This window comes from Rahnella inusitata, assembly GCF_018288855.1.
GTDB classification, from domain to species: domain Bacteria; phylum Pseudomonadota; class Gammaproteobacteria; order Enterobacterales; family Enterobacteriaceae; genus Rahnella; species Rahnella inusitata.
This window is the reverse complement of sequence record NZ_CP065024.1, coordinates 1,153,969-1,172,686: the sequence shown is the minus strand read 5'-3', so window position 1 is coordinate 1,172,686 and position 18,718 is coordinate 1,153,969. Positions and strand designations below refer to the sequence as shown.

The following is an 18,718-nucleotide window of genomic DNA, read 5'->3' as shown; positions in this document are numbered from 1 at the left end:
GCGGGTAACGTTATACTGCGGTTCTCATTCACTTTTCGATGCTACTGAAACGCTATGTCAGTTTTTGCTCTCGTCGCCATGTTGGCCTATCTGTTCAGCCTTGCACTGATCATTCCGAGCATTATTCGGAAGAACAGCGCATATCGGCGTCTGGCACTGATTTCCGTGGTGGTGGCGCTGGTATGTCATGCCGTTGCGTTGCAGCAGCGCATCTTTGACGTCAGCACCGGCCAGAACCTGAGTCTGGTCAATATCGGCTCGGTGGTGAGTTTAATCATTGGCACGGTCATGACGATTGTCGCCTCGCGCAATCGTGGCTGGTTCGTTCTACCGATCGTCTACAGTTTTTCTCTGATCAATCTGGCCTTTGTGACATTTCTGCCGGGCGAATTCATTACGCATCTTGAGGAAAGTAAAGGCTTGCTGGTTCACATCGGCCTGGCGTTGTTCTCATATGCAACACTGATGATTGCCGCACTTTACGCACTGCAGCTGGCGTGGCTCGATTATCAGCTGAAGAACAAACGTCTCACCTTTACTGCCGATATGCCGCCACTGATGAGCATCGAGCGTAAACTTTTTCACATCACCCAGATCGGTGTCATTTTACTGACGCTGACGCTGTGCACCGGTTTGCTGTATCTGAACAATTTGTTCAGCCCGGAGAATATCGACAAGGCCGTCTTATCGATACTGGCATGGTTCGTTTATATCGTCCTGCTGTGGGGTCATTATCACGAAGGGTGGCGTGGCCGCCGCGTGGTATGGTTCAGCATGGCTGGCGCCATTCTCCTGACTCTCGCCTATTTTGGCAGTCGCCTGATCCAGCAAATCATGGTTCATCAATAATAAGGAATTCCCGTTGGAGCACGTCTCGACAACAACCCTGATCATCATATTGATCATCATGGTGGTGGTTTCGGCTTATTTCTCAGCCTCCGAAACCGGTATGATGACACTCAACCGTTACCGGTTACGTCACCTGGCCAAGCAGGGTAACCGCGGCGCACGTCGCGTCGAAAAGCTGTTAAAACGCCCGGATCAACTGATTAGTCTGGTGCTTATCGGCAACAATTTGGTCAACATCCTTGCTTCCGCTCTGGCAACAATTGTGGGCATTCGTCTTTACGGCGATGCCGGTGTGGCAATTGCGACCGGCGTGCTGACTTTCGTGGTACTGCTGTTTGCCGAAGTCCTGCCGAAAACCTTCGCGGCACTGAACCCGGAACGCATCGCTTTCCCGAGCAGTATTTTGTTGCGCCCGCTGCAAACCATCATGATGCCCTTAGTGTGGATCCTAAACAGCCTCTCGCGTCTGCTGATGAGAATGTGCGGTATTAAAACCACCACCAGCCTCAGCGATGCGATGAGCAAAGAAGAGTTGCGGACTATCGTGAATGAATCGCGCTCGCAAATCTCCCGCCGTAATCAGGACATGCTGCTTTCAGTGCTCGACCTTGAGAAGGTGACGGTCGATGACATCATGGTGCCGCGCAATGATATCGTCGGTATCGATATCAACGATGACTGGAAGTCCATCATCCGCCAGCTAACGCATTCACCGCATGGTCGTATTGTGCTTTACCGTGACTCACTCGATGACGCAATAGGCATGCTGCGCCTGCGAGAAGCGTATCGTCTCATGACGGAGAAAAAAGAGTTCACTAAAGAGAACCTGCTGCGCGCCGCCGATGAGATTTACTACATCCCTGAAGGCACGCCGCTGAATATTCAGCTGGTCAAGTTCCAGCGCAATAAGAAGAAAGCCGGAATTGTGGTCGATGAGTACGGCGATATACAGGGGTTGGTGACAGTCGAGGATATCCTCGAGGAAATCGTCGGTGATTTTACCACGTCGATGTCACCTACCCTGGCCGAAGAGGTGACGCCTCAAAGCGATGGTTCTGTTGTGATTGAAGGCAGTGCGAACGTTCGTGAACTGAACAAAGCCTTTAACTGGAATCTGCCTTCTGACGGGCCACGGACTATGAATGGCATGCTACTGGAAGTGCTGGAAGAGATCCCAGTCATCGGCACAAACTTGCGGATTAAGAATTATGAAGTCGAAATTCTGGATGTGCAGGAGAACATGATCAAACAGGTTCAGGTTCGCCCTCTCCAACCCTTACAAAGCACCGTAAATCAGCGCTAGCCGCAAGAGTTGCAGACATAAAAAAGACGCGAAATTCGCGTCTTTTTTTACGTCTGCCCAATGAACTAGATGTGCAATTCAGACAGTTTTTCTTTTGGCAGAGCCAAATCGTCGTTACGGTTCACGACAACATCGTGATCGACAATGTGCTGCGCGATTTCCTGCGCTTCTTTCAGGGAATGCATCTCGAAGGTACCGCACTGATATTCATTCAGCTCAGGGATCTGACTTTGTTCTTTCACTTTCAGAACATCTTCCATCGCCGCTTTCCAGGAATCCGCGACCAACTGCTCTTCCGGCACACCGATCAGGCTCATGTAGAACCCGGTACGGCAACCCATCGGAGAAATATCGATGATCTCGACGCCGTTTCCGTTCAGGTGATTACGCATAAAGCCTGCGAACAGGTGCTCCAGCGTATGAATACCACGCTCTGGCATCACTTCAATATTCGGGCGACAGAAGCGCAGATCGAACACAGTGATGGTGTCCCCGTGTGGGGTTTTCATGGTTTTTGCGACGCGAACAGCAGGTGCTGCCATACGGGTATGGTCTACGGTAAAGCTATCCAACAGTGGCATATCGTCACCTCTCCTAAATAAATTAAATTTTTTTACGAACTCAGGAAACCTTTTCCCAGCACGCGGGTCTTAATTAGTGAAAGACGCGCATTTGTTATCATCATCCCTGTAAACAGAGATGTTTATTTGGCCACATTAATTGTGGCCTTTTTCTTTTCTACTCTTCGGTACCGCCTGCGTGAGCAGCCAGATAGTCTTCTAAGCTTAGCGTGTCACCGGCTTCCATGTCGCGCTGACGCTGCCATGACCCATCCTGTTCTGCCAGCAATGCACTTTCATCCAATACTTCCAGCGGTTCGCTGACCAGCATCTGACGATATTTCTCGGCCAGTTCCAGCCCTAAATTACCCACGCCCTGCTGTTTCAGTGCTTTCAGGATACGCGCGGAGTAAGTCAGCTCCGGATCATCAAACGTCGCAACAAGTTCCTTGCAAACGTCCTGATACAGATGGTCGCCATTCTGGCTGTCCATCACCTGTGCCACGCGGTTCAAATCAGCGAACAAATCTTTGCCAACCTGATCCAGCGGTTTGCGTTCGTCATAACAACCGATGCCAATCGTCTGACCCGGCTTACGCCCTTCGAGGATCACGCGATTCCAGTTCTGGCGAGTACAACGCAGCTCATCGCTGTTCATCTCAGGTGCGTCAGCTAAGGCACACCATACCAAAAACAGATCGAGGAAACGCGCCTGCGTCGCATCAATCCCCACAGGGGAGAATGGATTGACGTCCAGCGATCGCACCTCAATATATTCGATCCCACCACGCAGCAGCGCCTCAGAAGGCGTTTCACCTGATTTAGTCACGCGCTTAGGACGAATTGGCGCATAAAGCTCGTTCTCAATCTGTAACACATTGGTGTTCAGTTGCAGATATTTCCCGTCTTTCTTCACTCCCATCTCGGCATATTCTGCCGATGGCGTACGGATCGCCCTTTTAACGCCTTTGACGTAAGTTTCAAGATCGTTAAAGGTGATATCCAGGTTGCTCTGCGATTTATTGGTGTAACCCAAATCACTCAGACGCAGCGACGTCGCATACGGGAGATAACACATCCCGCCTTCGGTATATTCGAAAGGCAGATCCGTTTTACGTCCTTTCAGGAATGACGAACAGATCGCAGGCGACGCGCCAAACAGATACGGGATCACCCAGCCAAAACGGTAATAGTTGCGGATCAGCTTAAAGTAACCCGCTGAAATCGCTTCTTTGCCGCTTTCCGCATCCGTAACGCCCAGACGCTCTTGCCAGAATGTCAACGGCAGTGAGAAATTGTAATGGATGCCGGAAATGACCTGCATCAGCGCGCCATAACGGTTCTTCAGCCCCTCGCGATACAGCGTTTTCATGCGCCCGACGTTAGACGAACCGTACTGCGCCAGTTCGATGTCCTGTCCGGATTCGATAAAGCACGGCATGCTGAATGGCCACATGCGCTCTTCACCGAGCTCCCGGGCAACGTGACGATGAATGTCACGCAAAAACGCCATCAGATGCTCGATGTTGTCATCGACGGGCGTAATAAATTCTAATAAGGCTTCAGCAAAATCGGTGGTGATCCAGCGATGCGTCAACGCCGCACCTAAGGATTCCGGATGTCCGGTTGTCGCCAATGAACCATCGGGATTAACACGCAGCGTTTCACGCTCAATACCGCGACGAATACCTTTAAGTGCCTGAGGATGCGCTTCCAGCCAGGAAAGCGCCTGTGATACATCCGGGATCAAATTGACCTCCCGCTCTGTGAAATCATTGATTTGCAAGCATAGTGAGTCTGCATAGATGTGACCATAATTGATGACTGATGCCAATCTAACCGAACCATGAAAGCCCCTGTAGCGTTACCACAGTAATAAGAACGTAACGCACCGCTTTTCCAATAAACATGAAAAAGACCACCGGACCCCACGGCATTCGCAGCCAACCTGCTAAAACGCATAACACATCGCCAATCACCGGTAGCCAGCTCAGCAATAAAGCGGCCGGTCCGAAGCGCTTCAGCCAGCCTTGTGCAACATGTAACCCACGCTGAGGCTTTAGCTGCGGCAGAAAGCGGCCGATGATGACGTTGGTTATGCCACCTAAGGTATTGCCAACAGAAGCGGACAAAACCAGTGCCGCTGGCATTGCACTGCCAGCTGACAATAAAGCCACTAATAAAACTTCTGAATTGCCGGGTAACAACGTGGCACTTAAAAAGCTGCTGCCGAATAAGGAAGCCAGCGCCACAGCACTACTCACAGCGTACGCACGTCCACAAAAGCCATATTGGCGCGTCTGGCCGCCTCAATACCAAAATCTGCATCTTCAAAGACGACGCATTTCTCGGGAGGCACGCCGATGAGCTCAGCGCAACGCAAAAAGGTATCTGGTGCGGGTTTATGGTTCTGCACATCATTAGCGCCGACAATCGCATCAAAGCAATCGCGCAGGCCTAAGTGACGCAGCAGAGCATCCGCCATCCAGTGTTCACTGCCCGTGCCTACCGCCATCGGACGGCGACCGTGATACGCCTTGACGACATCAATCAACGGCAACGGACGTACCGTGTCCAGCAACATTTCTTGCACCGCAGCGGTTTTCTCAGCGGCAAGAATATGCGGATCCATTTCGACATTATTACTGTCGATTACAAACTTGGCGATGCGCCAGGTCGGAGAACCATTCAGAGCAACCATGGATTCGACATCAAAATGCATGCTGTATTTGGTTAATACCTGATGCCATGCCTTACGGTGAGTCGGCTCGGTATCCAATATGGTGCCATCCATATCAAATATTAGCCCTTCGTATTGATCGTACATCGAATGCTCCATGCTCACGAAAAAAACTGGAAAACTACTTTATCGCAAAGTCTGGCGAAAGTCGCATTTTGTCCGTTCACAGAGCACATCCGAACACGTCTGAAAAATCAGGAAAATGAAGAGAGAAAGGCGCAGATGAAATGCAGAAAGCAAAAAACCCGCCGAAGCGGGTTTCTCTAATATGGTGCACCCAGGAAGATTACTCGGCTAATGCCTCGCCCTGCGGGTCGTTGCTAAAGCAACGTTATCTTCCTTCGTGCTATCTGCATGTTGAGTGCAATATAAAATTTTATCATCGCTTCAACATACACAAAATATGGTGCACCCAGGAAGATTCGAACTTCCGACCGCTCGGTTCGTAGCCGAGTACTCTATCCAGCTGAGCTATGGGTGCATTGGGGTCGTGCTGATTTTACTTCGGAAAATACTAAGAGGAAGAATGGTGCACCCAGGAAGATTCGAACTTCCGACCGCTCGGTTCGTAGCCGAGTACTCTATCCAGCTGAGCTATGGGTGCATTTTGATTCTTACTGCAGATTTACCTGATCATTTTTCCCTACTACATCGGCGTTAGCCTCTGCCCATTACGCTCATTTGATTGCAAATCAACATACGCTTTGGAAAGTATGGTGCACCCAGGAAGATTCGAACTTCCGACCGCTCGGTTCGTAGCCGAGTACTCTATCCAGCTGAGCTATGGGTGCATTTTAAATGGCGGTGAGGCGGGGATTCGAACCCCGGATGCAGCTTTTGACCGCATACTCCCTTAGCAGGGGAGCGCCTTCAGCCTCTCGGCCACCTCACCATACGCCTCTTGCGAGTGTGCTGATTAACTTTGTTCAAGCTCATCGGCACTGCGTGGCGCACATATTACTTTCTGGCCCTTATAAGTCAAACCCTTTTTTCCTAACAATCACTCGATTGAACATTTCACGCGCAACATGAGCAGTTTGAAGGCAATAAAGCGGGAAAAATGCAGAAAATTCACATTATTTTTTGTGCAAAGGGGATCAGAGCGCCGGGCTCAAAAGAAAAGAAAGCAGAAAAAACACAGAGAAATACAGGCAGGGAAATCGGTAATACGTAGAAAAGAGGTTCAGCGCCTCGCCGTCAGCGAGACGCCTCGTAAATCAGTAACTCGTCTGTTGAGATTTTTCAGCCTGGATGCGCTGGTAGATCTCTTCACGGTGGACGGAAACCTCTTTTGGCGCGTTCACACCAATACGTACCTGATTACCTTTAACACCTAAAACGGTAACAGTAACCTCATCGCCAATCATGAGGGTTTCACCAACTCGGCGAGTTAGAATCAGCATTCTTTGCTCCTTGAATAATTAAAAGAGTCGGGTCTCTCAGTTTCCCGGCCATTATCGATCATAAGCGGGTAAAACGTAAGCCATGACCCTTACATTAAATGTAAGCGGCCTGCAACTTCAGCCATGAGTACTTTTAGTTTAGCTGAAATCATCGTTGTCGCGACCCTGTCGCGAAGCCTACCCCACCATTAAGACTGAAAACGCCATATTGCACAATACATTATGGCGCTTTCCAGGTTTGCGATTTATTTCTTCTTACAGCTTGGATTCAACCCAGGCCTCTACGGTAGCCAGAGCCGCCGGTAAGGCCTGAACATCGCTTCCCCCTGCCTGTGCCATGTCAGGACGACCACCGCCTTTGCCGCCCACCTGCTGGGCAACAGAAGCGATCAACTCCCCTGCTTTGACACGGTCGGTCAGATCTTTTGTCACACCGGCAATCAGGCTGACTTTATCGTCCGCGATGGTCGCCAGCACAATGATCACTGACCCTAACTGATTTTTCAGGTCATCAACCATCGTACGCAGAATTTTAGGCTCTACGTTATCCAGCTGACGAACTAACAACTTAACGCCTTTCACTTCTTTAGTCTGACCCGACAAGGACGCACTTTCCTGCGCGGCTTGCTGGCCTTTCACTTGCTGAAGTTCTTTTTCCAGCACGCGTGAGCGTTCAATCAGGGAACGGATTTTATCGGTGATGCTGTTCACATCGCCTTTCACCAGATGCGCGACATCTTGCAGCAAATCGCTTTGCTGATGCAGTGCATTAATGGCGTTTTCACCGGTGATCCCTTCGATACGACGGATACCTGCAGCAGTGCCGGATTCGCTCTGAATACGGAACAGGCCGATATCGCCGGTACGGCTGGCGTGCGTACCCCCACAGAGTTCGGTGGAGAAATCGCCCATGCTCAGCACGCGAACGCTGTCTTCGTATTTTTCACCGAACAGCGCCATTGCACCTTTTTCTTTTGCTTCATCCAGATCCATAATGGTGGTCTGAATAGGCAGGTTACGACGAATTTGCGCGTTCACCAGATCTTCGACCTGACGAATTTCTTCTGGTTTCATCGCTTCGAAATGTGAGAAGTCGAAACGCAGGTAACTGTCGTTAACCAGAGAACCTTTCTGCGCGACGTGCTTGCCCAGTACCTGACGTAATGCCGCGTGCAGCAAGTGAGTCGCAGAGTGGTTGAGACGAATACGGTCCCGGCGTGCTGCATCCACTTGCGCTTCAACGCTGTCACCGACGCTCAGTTTACCCGCGCTGAGCGAGCCCTGATGGCCGATGGCTTTACCGTACTTCTGGGTATCGGATACATTGAAGATGCCAGCCGCAGTTTTCAGGATGCCTTTATCACCTACCTGTCCACCGGATTCGCCATAGAATGGCGTGTCATCCAGGACCACAATAGCGTTATCGCCTGCCTGAATTTCATTGACTGACTGACCGTCGATGAACAACGCGACCACTTTGGAATCGCGCTGCATATGTTCGTAGCCGGAGAACTGAGTGACGCCATCCACACGAACCATGCTGTTGTAATCTGCACTGAAACCGCTGGACTCACGAGCACGACGACGCTGAACTTCCATCGCCTTTTCGAAACCGACTTCGTCAACTTTCAGATTGCGCTCACGGCACACGTCAGCGGTCAAATCCAGCGGGAAACCGAAGGTGTCATACAGACGGAAAGCAATTTCACCGTCCAGCGTGTCGCCTTTGAGTGAGGACAGCTCGTCGTCAAGCAAGGCCAGACCACGTTCCAGAGTGCGGGCAAACTGCTCTTCTTCGGTTTTCAGCAGTTGCTCAACCATCGCCTGCTGCTGTTTCAGTTCTTCTGCCGCCGGGCCCATTACGTCAATCAACGGAGCAACCAGTTTGTAGAAGAAGGTGTCTTTCGCGCCCAGCATGTTGCCGTGACGGATCGCGCGACGAATGATACGACGCAGCACATAGCCACGGTTTTCATTCGATGGGATCACGCCGTCAGCAATCAGGAATGCGCAAGAACGGATATGGTCGGCAATAACGCGCAGAGATTTGCTGGTCAGATCGGTCGCGCCGGTGACTTCGGCCACAGCGGCGATCAGTTTCTGGAAAAGGTCGATGTCGTAGTTTGAGTTCACATGTTGCATAACAGCGGTGATGCGCTCGAGCCCCATTCCGGTATCTACGGACGGTTTTGGCAGTGGCAGCATGGTGCCGTCAGACTGACGGTTGAACTGCATGAACACTATGTTCCAGATTTCGATGTAGCGATCGCCATCTTCTTCTGCAGAACCCGGAGGGCCGCCCCAGATGTGATCGCCATGATCAAAGAAGATTTCGGTGCAAGGGCCGCAAGGACCGGTGTCACCCATCTGCCAGAAGTTATCAGAAGCGAACGCACCGCCTTTATTATCGCCGATGCGGATAATGCGTTCTTTTGGAACGCCGACTTCTTTTTCCCAGATTTCAAACGCTTCGTCATCAGTCTCATAGACAGTGACCCACAACTTTTCTTTCGGCAGATTGAACCAGTTTTCGCCGGTCAGTAATTCCCAGGCGTAGTTGATTGCATCATGCTTGAAGTAATCGCCGAAGCTGAAGTTGCCCAGCATTTCGAAGAAGGTGTGGTGACGTGCGGTGTAACCGACGTTTTCGAGATCGTTATGCTTACCACCCGCGCGTACGCAACGCTGAGACGTAGTGGCACGGCTGTAATCGCGTTTATCCAGACCGAGGAAAACGTCTTTGAATTGGTTCATCCCGGCATTGGTAAACAACAGTGTCGGATCGTTTGTCGGAACAAGCGAACTGCTTGAAACAACGTTGTGTCCCTTGCTCTGGAAGAAATCGAGAAACGCTTGACGGATCTCAGCGGTGCTCTTGCTCATAAATATCCCGGAATCATGCTGGAAGAACGGCTCTTGAGCCGGATAACGCTGCTTAGAGCAGCGATCTGTACAGCTCACGAACGAAAAAGTGCGGATAAGATAAAATTTCTGCGCGGGGAAGTAAAATACCGTATGCGGTCAATCGTCAAAATCGCGATAAATAGACTGTATTTCTTCCTGAAAGAAGCCGCGATAGAGCAAATAACGCAGAACTTTTGATTTTTCTTTCCAGTCAGTAGGCAAATCCTCACCAAATTTTCTGACTGCCAGTTCGCGCGCCAGAATACACCAGTCTACCTCGGTGTTTTCCAGTGCCGTCGTAATGATTTCTTTGTCGACACCTTTTTGCATTAATTCTGAACGGATGCGCTGCGCGCCATAGCCCTTGTTACTGCGCCCTGAAATATAGCGGTCAGCAAATTTGGCGTCATCCAGCCAGTGATGCTGATAGCAATAGTCGATCACCGCCTGCACATGTTCTTCAGGGATCTCTTCCGGCACCGGACGCGGTTCGGGCTTAGCTCTGACAATATTTTCCTCTGCGAATTCATTCTGCGCCGGTCGCTTGCGAGATGACCAGCTACTTTTCTTGTTCGCCGGTTTAACGAAAGGCACCGGTGGTGTGCGCAACTTCTTACGCAGTTCCATCTCACCGTGGTCGCGCTGTGAAAGCAGACGCATCGCACGGTTCATCAGCGAATTGATCTTCGCCGCATCCGCGTCTTTTTCCTGAGGGGCAAACAGCGAGGATGCGGCGCTTTCCTGTTCTACCTGCTCAAGCAACTTTTGCAGATCGATGGTGTTGCCATTGGACGATTTTTCATCGGACATGAGTGACTCCCCTGATGCGAAAAATGCCAGCCTGGAAGCCAGGCTGGCATTTTTTCGACAACATTTTGTTTTTGAAAGTGAAGAGCAAAAGCCCTGCTTTCAGATACCGGCGAAATTAAAACTCTTCGCTGGTTTCCATATCGTCGTCTGCAAGTTCTGCTGTGGTTGCAGCGGCCAGTTCACCAGTGCCACTCAACAACATATCACGCAGTTTTTTATCCAGTTCAGCAGCGATTTTCGGGTTTTCTTTCAGATAGTTGCAGGAGTTAGATTTACCCTGACCAATCTTCTCGCCGTTGTAGCTGTACCATGCACCGGCTTTTTCGACCAGTTTGTGCTTAACGCCCAAATCGATCAGCTCGCCGTTAATGTTGATGCCTTCGCCGTATAAGATCTGGAATTCAGCCTGTTTGAAAGGCGCAGCGATTTTGTTCTTCACAACTTTCACGCGCGTTTCACTGCCGATCACCACGTCGCCTTCTTTGATAGCGCCGATGCGGCGGATATCCAGACGCACAGAGGCGTAGAATTTCAAGGCGTTACCACCGGTGGTGGTTTCCGGGTTACCGAACATCACACCGATTTTCATACGGATCTGGTTGATGAAGATCAGCAAGGTGTTGGCGTTTTTCAGGTTACCGGCAAGCTTACGCATTGCCTGGCTCATCATACGTGCCGCAAGGCCCATGTGAGAGTCACCGATTTCGCCTTCGATTTCTGCTTTTGGCGTCAGTGCAGCAACGGAGTCGACGATGATAACGTCGACCGCGCCTGAACGGGTCAGCGCGTCACAGATTTCCAGAGCCTGTTCGCCGGTATCCGGCTGAGAACACAACAGGTTGTCGATATCTACGCCCAATTTCTTCGCGTAGATAGGGTCAAGTGCATGTTCCGCATCGATGAACGCACAGGTTTTGCCTTCGCGCTGTGCGGCAGCAATAACCTGAAGGGTCAGCGTAGTTTTACCGGAGGATTCCGGGCCATAAATCTCAACGATACGGCCCATCGGCAAACCACCGGCGCCTAACGCGATATCCAGAGACAAAGAGCCGGTAGAGATCGTTTCCACGTCCATAGAGCGATCTTCACCCAGACGCATGATGGAGCCTTTACCGAATTGCTTTTCAATCTGGCCCAGTGCTGCAGCTAACGCTTTTTGCTTGTTCTCATCAATAGCCATTTTTACTCCTCGTCTGATACAGGGGAACATCCCGCCTGCATCACTGAATATAATTTATGTACAGGTAATTGGCAGTAATTATACTGTATGCTCATACAGTATCAAGCCTAATTTTGCAGAAACTCAAACAATGCGGTTTGTATCGCAAAAACAGCAGCTTGCAAACGCACCGCTTCGCGATCGCCGGAAAAGTGTTGTTTCGCGGTCACGATCCGCCCGTCTCTTCCGGCGAAACCAAACCATACGGTGCCGACCGGTTTTTCTGTCGAACCGCCGTCAGGCCCGGCAATGCCGCTGACCGACAAGCCGATGTCTGCTCCGGCAGCGTGCAGAACGCCCTGCGCCATTTCGCGAACAACCTGTTCGCTCACCGCGCCATACTGCTCAAGTGTTGCCTCGGAAACCCCGAGCAGCTCATGCTTGGCGGCATTACTGTACGTCACAAATCCGCGGTCAAACCACGCTGAGCTACCGGCAATATCGGTGATGGCTTTGGCAATTAACCCCCCGGTACAGGATTCCGCACAGGTGATCCACAGCCCTTGCGCTTTTAGCTCTGAACCGATTTCCACACTCAGTTCATGTAAACGTTGTTCGGTCATCTTCCCTCCTGACGGTTCAGCTGAAACTCTCCCGATGTTAGCATTTCTCTTTCAATCTGTGAGTCCCAACGCAGTTATTTGCGCGATGCCTTCAGAATTAGGATAAAAAGCAAAAATAAGGGCCGCACCAGGCGACCCTCAGAAGAAATCACGACCGGTTCATCGTGCAGCTTTCACTGCCTGCCCCAGTTGCCATACCGCCATTGCATAATGCACGCTATGGTTGTAACGAGTGATGGTGTAGAAGTTCGGCAGTCCGTACCAGTACTGGTAATTCGTGCCCATATCAAGGCGCAGCAGGCTGGCTTCCTGATAATTTCCCAGTGAACCCAGCGGACTAAGCCCTGCAGCTTTCAGCGTAAAGAGCGGATACTTGGTTTTGAAGCCATTCTCAAGCAACGGCGCCTGACCGGCTGCCGGTACTGCGATCGGAGCACCTTTAGTCCAGCCATGTGCTTTGAAATAATTGGCCACGCTGCCGATAGCATCAATCGGATCCCACAGGTTGGCGTGTCCGTCGCCGTTAAAGTCCACCGCATAATCACGATAAGACGACGGCATGAACTGGCCATACCCCATCGCACCAGCAAAAGAACCGCGCAGACTTAGCGGATCGTCACCTTCACGACGCGACATCAGCAGGAAGGTTTCCAGCTCGCCGGAAAAATATTCCGCCCGACGCGGATACGCAAAGGATAGGGTCGCCAGCGCATCAATAATGCGAGTTTTCCCCATCACGCGCCCCCAGCGGGTTTCCACGCCGATAATGCCGACAATGATTTCTGGCGGCACACCGTAAACCTGCTCGGCGCGTTGCAACGCATCCTGATACTGGTTCCAGAACACCACGCCATTCTGCACGTTGTCCGGCGTAATGAATTTACTGCGATAACGGTTCCATGCGCCGTTCGGCACAGTCGACGGGCCCCCTGACGGCGCCTGTTGATCCATCAATCTGAGCACAAAACCTAAACGTTTTGTCTGCGCCAGCACATCGTGCAACTGCTGGCGGTCGAATCCATGTTCGCGAACCATTTTATCGACAAACTGATTCATCGCCGGGTCATAGGCAAAGTCACCGTTCTGCACTGCACCGGTATGTTCGGCCTGCAACAAAAAACCGCCGCTGGGTGCCGCATTAGTGCTGGCATTTCTTCCATCAGAGAAAGGGTTGCGCGGGCCATCAGGCTGAGCCGGAGGCTTATTACTGCTACAAGCAGAAAGTGTTAAAACCAGGGGAAGAATGACAGCCAGGAGGCGCATCGGATATCCGTAACCATGCAATAAAAGAGGTGAGGGTATGTTAGTGCATTATCAGAGCCGAAAAAACTGAAAATCGTCGTCTTTACAAGGAGGCTGACGATGCAGGTTTACAGCCATTTGTGTGACGTTACGCATCTTCTGCAAGCAACGTGGTTTTTTACCTCTACTCACGTTAGGATCCGTTGTAAAGTCGTTGCATCAGGCGCTATGAGCCAACAGGATGAATAAAATTGAATGAAATCAATCAAAAGAAAAACAATATGAGCGGACTGGAAGCCCACACCCCCATGATGCAGCAGTACCTGCGTCTTAAAGCAGAGAACCCGGAAGTTCTGCTGTTTTACCGTATGGGCGACTTCTACGAACTGTTTTATGACGATGCGAAACGCGCGTCGCAACTGATGGATATCTCGCTGACCAAACGCGGTTCCTCTGCCGGTGAGCCGATCCCGATGGCGGGCGTGCCTTATCACGCTGTAGAAGGTTATCTGGCGAAGCTGGTACAGCTGGGCGAATCCGTCGCAATCGCAGAACAGATTGGTGATCCGGCTCTGAGCAAAGGACCGGTGGATCGCAAGGTGGTGCGCATCGTCACCCCAGGCACGGTGAGTGATGAAGCCCTGCTGAGCGAACGCCAAGACAATCTGCTGGCTGCCATCTGGCAGGACGGACGCGGTTTCGGTTATGCAACGCTGGACATCAGCTCGGGCCGTTTTCGTGTCGCCGAGCCTGACGATCTCGAAACGATGGCCGCAGAGTTGCAGCGCACCAATCCGGCAGAGTTGCTGTACCCGGAAAGCTTTGAGGCGATGCCGCTGATTGCGTCCCGCCGTGGTCTGCGTCGTCGCCCAATGTGGGAATTTGAGCTTGAAACGGCGAAGCAGCAACTGAATCTGCAATTCGGCACCCGCGATTTAAGTGGTTTTGGCGTTGAACAGGCCGCGCAGGCGCTGCGTGCGGCCGGATGTCTGCTGCAATACGTGAAAGACACCCAGCGCACCGCCCTGCCCCATATCCGTGGTGTCACCATGGAACGCCAGCAAGACGGCATCATTATGGATGCGGCCACGCGCCGTAATCTGGAGCTCACGCAAAATCTGGCCGGTGGCGTTGAAAACACGCTGGCGTCTGTGCTGGATCAGGCGGTTACGCCGATGGGCAGCCGCATGCTCAAGCGCTGGATCCACATGCCCAGCCGCGACATCAAAATGCTGGCAAACCGCCAGCGCACGATTGGCGCATTGCAGGATATAACCGCAGATTTACAGCCAGTGCTGCGTCAGGTGGGCGACCTGGAACGTATTCTGGCACGTCTGGCACTTCGCAGCGCACGTCCACGCGATCTGGCCCGTATGCGCCATGCGCTCCAACAGTTGCCGGAAATCCGTGAGATTTTAAACGATACCGGCGCGGAGTATGTTCAGACACTGGTTGAACAGACTGGCGACTTCACTGATCTGGTGGAACTGCTGGAACGCGCTGTGATCGAGAGCCCGCCAGTGCTGGTTCGCGACGGTGGCGTGATTGCGCCGGGCTATAATGCTGAGCTCGACGAATGGCGCGCGCTGGCCGATGGTGCGACAGATTATCTGGATCGTTTAGAAATCCGTGAACGTGAAAAGCTGGGGCTGGATACGCTCAAGGTCGGATTCAACGGCGTTCATGGTTATTACATTCAGGTCAGCCGCGGTCAGAGCCATCTGGTACCAATTCATTACGTTCGCCGCCAGACGTTGAAAAACGCCGAGCGCTATATTATTCCCGAACTGAAAGAGTATGAAGACAAAGTCCTCACCTCTAAGGGGAAAGCGCTGTCGCTGGAGAAAGCATTATATGAAGAACTCTTCGACCTGCTGATGCCACATCTTTCCGCTTTGCAACAAAGCGCCAGTGCGCTGGCTGAGCTCGACGTACTGAGCAATCTGGCTGAACGTGCTTATACGCTTAATTATGCCTGTCCGACCATGAGCGAAAAGCCGGGAATACACATTACCGGCGGACGTCATCCGGTCGTCGAACAGGTACTTAGTGAACCTTTTATTTCCAACCCGCTGAACATGTCTCCGGCACGACGCATGCTGATCATTACCGGTCCAAATATGGGCGGTAAGAGTACTTATATGCGGCAGGCGGCGCTGATTGTTCTGATGGCGCACATTGGCAGCTATGTGCCTGCGGACGCGGCAACCATTGGTCCGGTCGATCGCATCTTTACGCGCGTCGGTGCGGCTGACGATCTGGCTTCCGGCCGCTCGACCTTCATGGTTGAAATGACCGAAACCGCTAACATTCTGCATAACGCCACCGAAAACAGTCTGGTGCTGATGGATGAAATCGGCCGTGGCACCTCAACCTATGACGGCTTGTCGCTGGCATGGGCCTGCGCCGAAAATCTGGCCAGCCGTATCAAAGCGATGACCCTGTTCGCCACCCATTACTTCGAACTGACCACACTGCCGGAAAAAATGGAAGGCACGGTCAATGTCCATTTGGATGCGATCGAGCACGGTGACACCATTGCCTTCATGCACAGTGTGCAGGACGGCGCCGCCAGCAAGAGCTACGGTCTGGCCGTGGCCGCACTGGCCGGTGTACCCCGTGATGTGATTAAGCGAGCGCGCCAGAAACTGAAGGAGCTGGAAACGTTGTCAAACAACGCCGCAGCCAGCAAGGTTGATGGCCCGCAACTGGCGCTGCTGACAGAAGATGTCTCACCGGCGGTCGAAGCACTGGAAGCACTGGATGTGGATTCGCTATCGCCGCGACAGGCGCTGGAATGGATTTATCGTTTGAAAGAGTTGGTGTAACAGCCGCATAACGCGAATGCTGTTTATTAAACTCACAGACAGTGACATGACAGAAATAAAAAACGGTGGGGATTAGCCCACCGTTCTTTTTGATGCCAAATTTGATGCTGTATTTATTGCCTAAAAGCGAATGACTCGCAGAGCACATTACTCACGGAACAAAGCTTCGATGCTCAGTCCCTGTCCCTGCAAAATCTCACGCAGGCGACGCAAACCTTCTACCTGAATCTGACGAACACGTTCACGTGTCAGGCCAATCTCACGACCCACGTCTTCCAGCGTCGCAGCTTCGTAGCCCAACAGGCCGAAACGGCGCGCCAGTACTTCACGCTGTTTTGCATTCAACTCGAATAACCACTTCACGATACTCTGTTTCATATCGTCGTCTTGCGTGGTGTCTTCAGGGCCGTTGTCTTTTTCATCCGCGAGAATGTCTAACAGCGCTTTCTCTGAGTCACCGCCCAACGGGGTATCTACAGAGGTAATACGCTCATTCAGGCGCAACATACGGCTGACATCATGGACCGGCTTGTCGAGTTGCTCAGCAATCTCTTCTGCGCTCGGCTCATGGTCCAGTTTATGCGCAAGTTCACGTGCAGTACGCAGATAAACGTTAAGCTCTTTCACGATGTGAATCGGCAGACGAATGGTACGGGTTTGATTCATGATCGCCCGTTCGATGGTCTGACGTATCCACCATGTCGCATAGGTAGAAAAACGGAATCCACGCTCAGGGTCAAATTTTTCAACTGCACGGATCAGACCCAGGTTACCTTCCTCGATCAAATCCAGCAGTGCCAGTCCGCGATTACTGTAGCGGCGGGCAATTTTAACTACCAAACGCAGGTTACTTTCAATCATACGGCGACGCGAAGGAACATCTCCACGCAGCGCACGTCTTGCAAAATAAACTTCCTCTTCTGCCGTAAGCAGAGGGGAATAACCGATCTCACCGAGGTACAGTTGAGTTGCGTCCAGCACTCGTTGGCTTACAGTCTGCGACAACAACTCTTCTTCAGCGTCGTTGTCGGCAGTCTCTTCGACTGTGGCTTTCTCGTCAAAGGCTTCAGCGCTGTTCTCATCGAAATCTACATCATCATGTAACTCGTTAACTTTCAGCGTATTCTGACTCATAAGCTGCTCCTACCCGTGGTCCCGAGGGCAGAATTCAAGACTCTGCCCGTGTTATCGCTGCGGAAGATAACGCAGCGGATTTACGGATTTCCCCTTGTAACGAATTTCAAAATGCAATCTTACTGAACTGGTTCCGGTGCTACCCATAGTCGCTATTTTTTGTCCCGCCTGCACTTCTTGTTGTTCCCGGACCAGCATTGTATCGTTATGTGCATAGGCGCTCAGGTAATCATCATTGTGTTTGATGATGATTAGATTACCGTAACCGCGAAGAGCATTGCCTGCGTACACTACACGCCCTGAGGCGGTGGCGACGACAGACTGTCCGCGCGAACCAGCGATATCGATCCCCTTATTTCCCCCTTCAGAAGCTGAGAAATTATCGATAATTTTCCCGTCAGTCGGCCATTTCCATGTGGAAACCGGACCGCCATTATTTGTCGGAGTGCTAACGGGAGTACTGGCTACGGCAACAGGTGTGGTCGTGGTCACTGCACCTGATGAAGGCAACATCTTACCTACATTCTGTTTACCAGAAGAATCAGAATACGTGGTAGTTGGTTGAGATGCAACCACAGAACCTGTGAGCATTCCACCCGTCGGAACTTTCGGAACACCACCATTTGTCGCGTCCGTAACGGCTAAAGATCCGCCCGTGCTGGCCGCCGAAGAGACGTTGTTAATCTGGATATTTTGACCGACTTCCAGATTGTACGGCGCGGCAATATTGTTACGCGCCGCAAGGTCTCGGAAGTCGTTTCCGGTGATCCAGGCGATGTAAAACAGGGTGTCGCCACGCTTAACCTGATAGGTGCTGCCGCTATAGCTACCTTTAGGGATAGAATTGTAGCTACGGTTGTACACAATGTGCCCACCGGAGCCGATCGCAGGTGCATTTAGCTGCGAGGAATTCGGAGTATTCTGACGGGTCTGACTACCGCCACCGCCGCCATTTACGCTGCTGATGGGTGCCGATGTGGTTGAATTGTTCGTACATCCCGCCATCCAGGCACTGATAAACGTACAGACCGCAATGCGGCTTAGTGTTTTTATTGGGCTTCCCGTGCTCATATTTCCCCCGTTACGGCAATCTCAGAATAACGCTTTAACCACGCACACCGCGCCAGCTGGCGCTTTTCGTATCATGTCATACCGTGCGGGCA

Annotated in this window: 15 protein-coding genes and 4 tRNA genes; 3 read left to right on the top strand and 16 right to left on the bottom strand. The window is 51.7% G+C overall.

What is annotated here, in order from left to right:
- The first annotated feature begins 54 nt into the window (after positions 1-54).
- The gene (locus I2123_RS05505) at positions 55-849 is read left to right on the top strand and encodes a cytochrome C assembly family protein (protein WP_112169368.1); all 795 of its coding nucleotides are present in this window, start codon (positions 55-57) and stop codon (positions 847-849) included.
- A gap of 13 nt (positions 850-862) precedes the next feature.
- Positions 863-2,152 (top strand): HlyC/CorC family transporter, encoded by a 1,290-nt coding sequence (locus tag I2123_RS05500; protein ID WP_112169366.1) that lies wholly within the window; start codon positions 863-865, stop codon positions 2,150-2,152.
- A 65-nt stretch (positions 2,153-2,217) separates the two neighbouring features.
- On the opposite strand, the gene luxS is transcribed toward I2123_RS05500, so the two are convergent.
- The 14 genes from luxS to mltB form a co-directional block, all read right to left on the bottom strand.
- The gene (luxS, locus tag I2123_RS05495) at positions 2,218-2,733 is read right to left on the bottom strand and encodes an S-ribosylhomocysteine lyase (RefSeq protein WP_112169364.1); all 516 of its coding nucleotides are present in this window, start codon (positions 2,731-2,733) and stop codon (positions 2,218-2,220) included.
- Positions 2,734-2,890: 157 nt separating this feature from the next.
- On the bottom strand, positions 2,891-4,462 hold the full coding sequence (gene gshA, locus I2123_RS05490) for a glutamate--cysteine ligase (protein ID WP_213051951.1): 1,572 nt from the start codon (positions 4,460-4,462) through the stop codon (positions 2,891-2,893).
- An 85-nt stretch (positions 4,463-4,547) separates the two neighbouring features.
- Positions 4,548-4,976 (bottom strand): YqaA family protein, encoded by a 429-nt coding sequence (locus I2123_RS05485; protein ID WP_112169360.1) that lies wholly within the window; start codon positions 4,974-4,976, stop codon positions 4,548-4,550.
- On the bottom strand, positions 4,973-5,539 hold the full coding sequence (gene yqaB, locus I2123_RS05480; RefSeq protein ID WP_112169358.1) for a fructose-1-phosphate/6-phosphogluconate phosphatase: 567 nt from the start codon (positions 5,537-5,539) through the stop codon (positions 4,973-4,975). The genes I2123_RS05485 and yqaB overlap by 4 nt, the downstream gene beginning before the upstream one ends.
- Positions 5,540-5,856: 317 nt before the next feature.
- A tRNA-Arg gene (locus I2123_RS05475) sits at positions 5,857-5,933 on the bottom strand.
- Between the two features lie 46 nt (positions 5,934-5,979).
- A tRNA-Arg gene (locus I2123_RS05470) sits at positions 5,980-6,056 on the bottom strand.
- Positions 6,057-6,166: 110 nt separating this feature from the next.
- Positions 6,167-6,243, bottom strand: a tRNA-Arg gene (locus I2123_RS05465).
- An 8-nt stretch (positions 6,244-6,251) separates the two neighbouring features.
- Positions 6,252-6,344 (bottom strand) — tRNA-Ser (locus I2123_RS05460).
- Positions 6,345-6,669: 325 nt separating this feature from the next.
- Entirely contained in the window at positions 6,670-6,855 is a 186-nt protein-coding gene (gene csrA, locus I2123_RS05455) for a carbon storage regulator CsrA (RefSeq protein ID WP_013574027.1), read from the bottom strand.
- 255 nt (positions 6,856-7,110) lie between these two features.
- Positions 7,111-9,738, bottom strand: coding sequence for an alanine--tRNA ligase (alaS, locus tag I2123_RS05450; RefSeq protein WP_112164711.1), 2,628 nt, complete (start codon positions 9,736-9,738; stop codon positions 7,111-7,113).
- A gap of 138 nt (positions 9,739-9,876) precedes the next feature.
- Entirely contained in the window at positions 9,877-10,443 is a 567-nt protein-coding gene (gene recX, locus I2123_RS05445; protein ID WP_208640474.1) for a recombination regulator RecX, read from the bottom strand.
- Positions 10,444-10,684: 241 nt separating this feature from the next.
- Entirely contained in the window at positions 10,685-11,749 is a 1,065-nt protein-coding gene (recA, locus tag I2123_RS05440; protein ID WP_112164709.1) for a recombinase RecA, read from the bottom strand.
- A gap of 107 nt (positions 11,750-11,856) precedes the next feature.
- Positions 11,857-12,351 (bottom strand): nicotinamide-nucleotide amidase, encoded by a 495-nt coding sequence (pncC, locus tag I2123_RS05435; RefSeq protein WP_112164708.1) that lies wholly within the window; start codon positions 12,349-12,351, stop codon positions 11,857-11,859.
- 159 nt (positions 12,352-12,510) lie between these two features.
- Positions 12,511-13,614: a lytic murein transglycosylase B gene (gene mltB, locus I2123_RS05430; RefSeq protein ID WP_112164707.1), complete on the bottom strand. Its 1,104-nt coding sequence runs from the start codon at positions 13,612-13,614 to the stop codon at positions 12,511-12,513.
- Between the two features lie 260 nt (positions 13,615-13,874).
- On the opposite strand from mltB, the gene mutS reads away from it, so the two are divergent.
- Positions 13,875-16,421: a DNA mismatch repair protein MutS gene (gene mutS / locus I2123_RS05425; RefSeq protein WP_213051950.1), complete on the top strand. Its 2,547-nt coding sequence runs from the start codon at positions 13,875-13,877 to the stop codon at positions 16,419-16,421.
- A 147-nt stretch (positions 16,422-16,568) separates the two neighbouring features.
- Here the strand turns inward: mutS and rpoS are convergent, their stop codons facing one another.
- A complete protein-coding gene (gene rpoS, locus I2123_RS05420; protein ID WP_056772811.1) occupies positions 16,569-17,555 on the bottom strand; it encodes an RNA polymerase sigma factor RpoS in 987 nt (328 codons plus the stop codon).
- Between the two features lie 51 nt (positions 17,556-17,606).
- Positions 17,607-18,626, bottom strand: a complete 1,020-nt coding sequence (gene nlpD / locus I2123_RS05415; protein ID WP_112164706.1) for a murein hydrolase activator NlpD — start codon at positions 18,624-18,626, stop codon at positions 17,607-17,609.
- Positions 18,627-18,718 lie beyond the last annotated feature (92 nt).

What these genes read in the sequence shown, in the direction of transcription:
- luxS (WP_112169364.1), bottom strand. Translation starts at nt 2,733, where the DNA reads ATGCCACTGTTGGATAGCTTTACCGTAGACCATACCCGTATGGCAGCA.
- recA (WP_112164709.1), bottom strand. Translation starts at nt 11,749, where the DNA reads ATGGCTATTGATGAGAACAAGCAAAAAGCGTTAGCTGCAGCACTGGGC.
- pncC (WP_112164708.1), bottom strand. Translation starts at nt 12,351, where the DNA reads ATGACCGAACAACGTTTACATGAACTGAGTGTGGAAATCGGTTCAGAG.
- csrA (WP_013574027.1), bottom strand. Translation starts at nt 6,855, where the DNA reads ATGCTGATTCTAACTCGCCGAGTTGGTGAAACCCTCATGATTGGCGAT.
- mutS (WP_213051950.1), top strand. Translation starts at nt 13,875, where the DNA reads ATGAGCGGACTGGAAGCCCACACCCCCATGATGCAGCAGTACCTGCGT.
- I2123_RS05505 (WP_112169368.1), top strand. Translation starts at nt 55, where the DNA reads ATGTCAGTTTTTGCTCTCGTCGCCATGTTGGCCTATCTGTTCAGCCTT.
- mltB (WP_112164707.1), bottom strand. Translation starts at nt 13,614, where the DNA reads ATGCGCCTCCTGGCTGTCATTCTTCCCCTGGTTTTAACACTTTCTGCT.
- yqaB (WP_112169358.1), bottom strand. Translation starts at nt 5,539, where the DNA reads ATGTACGATCAATACGAAGGGCTAATATTTGATATGGATGGCACCATA.
- rpoS (WP_056772811.1), bottom strand. Translation starts at nt 17,555, where the DNA reads ATGAGTCAGAATACGCTGAAAGTTAACGAGTTACATGATGATGTAGAT.
- nlpD (WP_112164706.1), bottom strand. Translation starts at nt 18,626, where the DNA reads ATGAGCACGGGAAGCCCAATAAAAACACTAAGCCGCATTGCGGTCTGT.
- alaS (WP_112164711.1), bottom strand. Translation starts at nt 9,738, where the DNA reads ATGAGCAAGAGCACCGCTGAGATCCGTCAAGCGTTTCTCGATTTCTTC.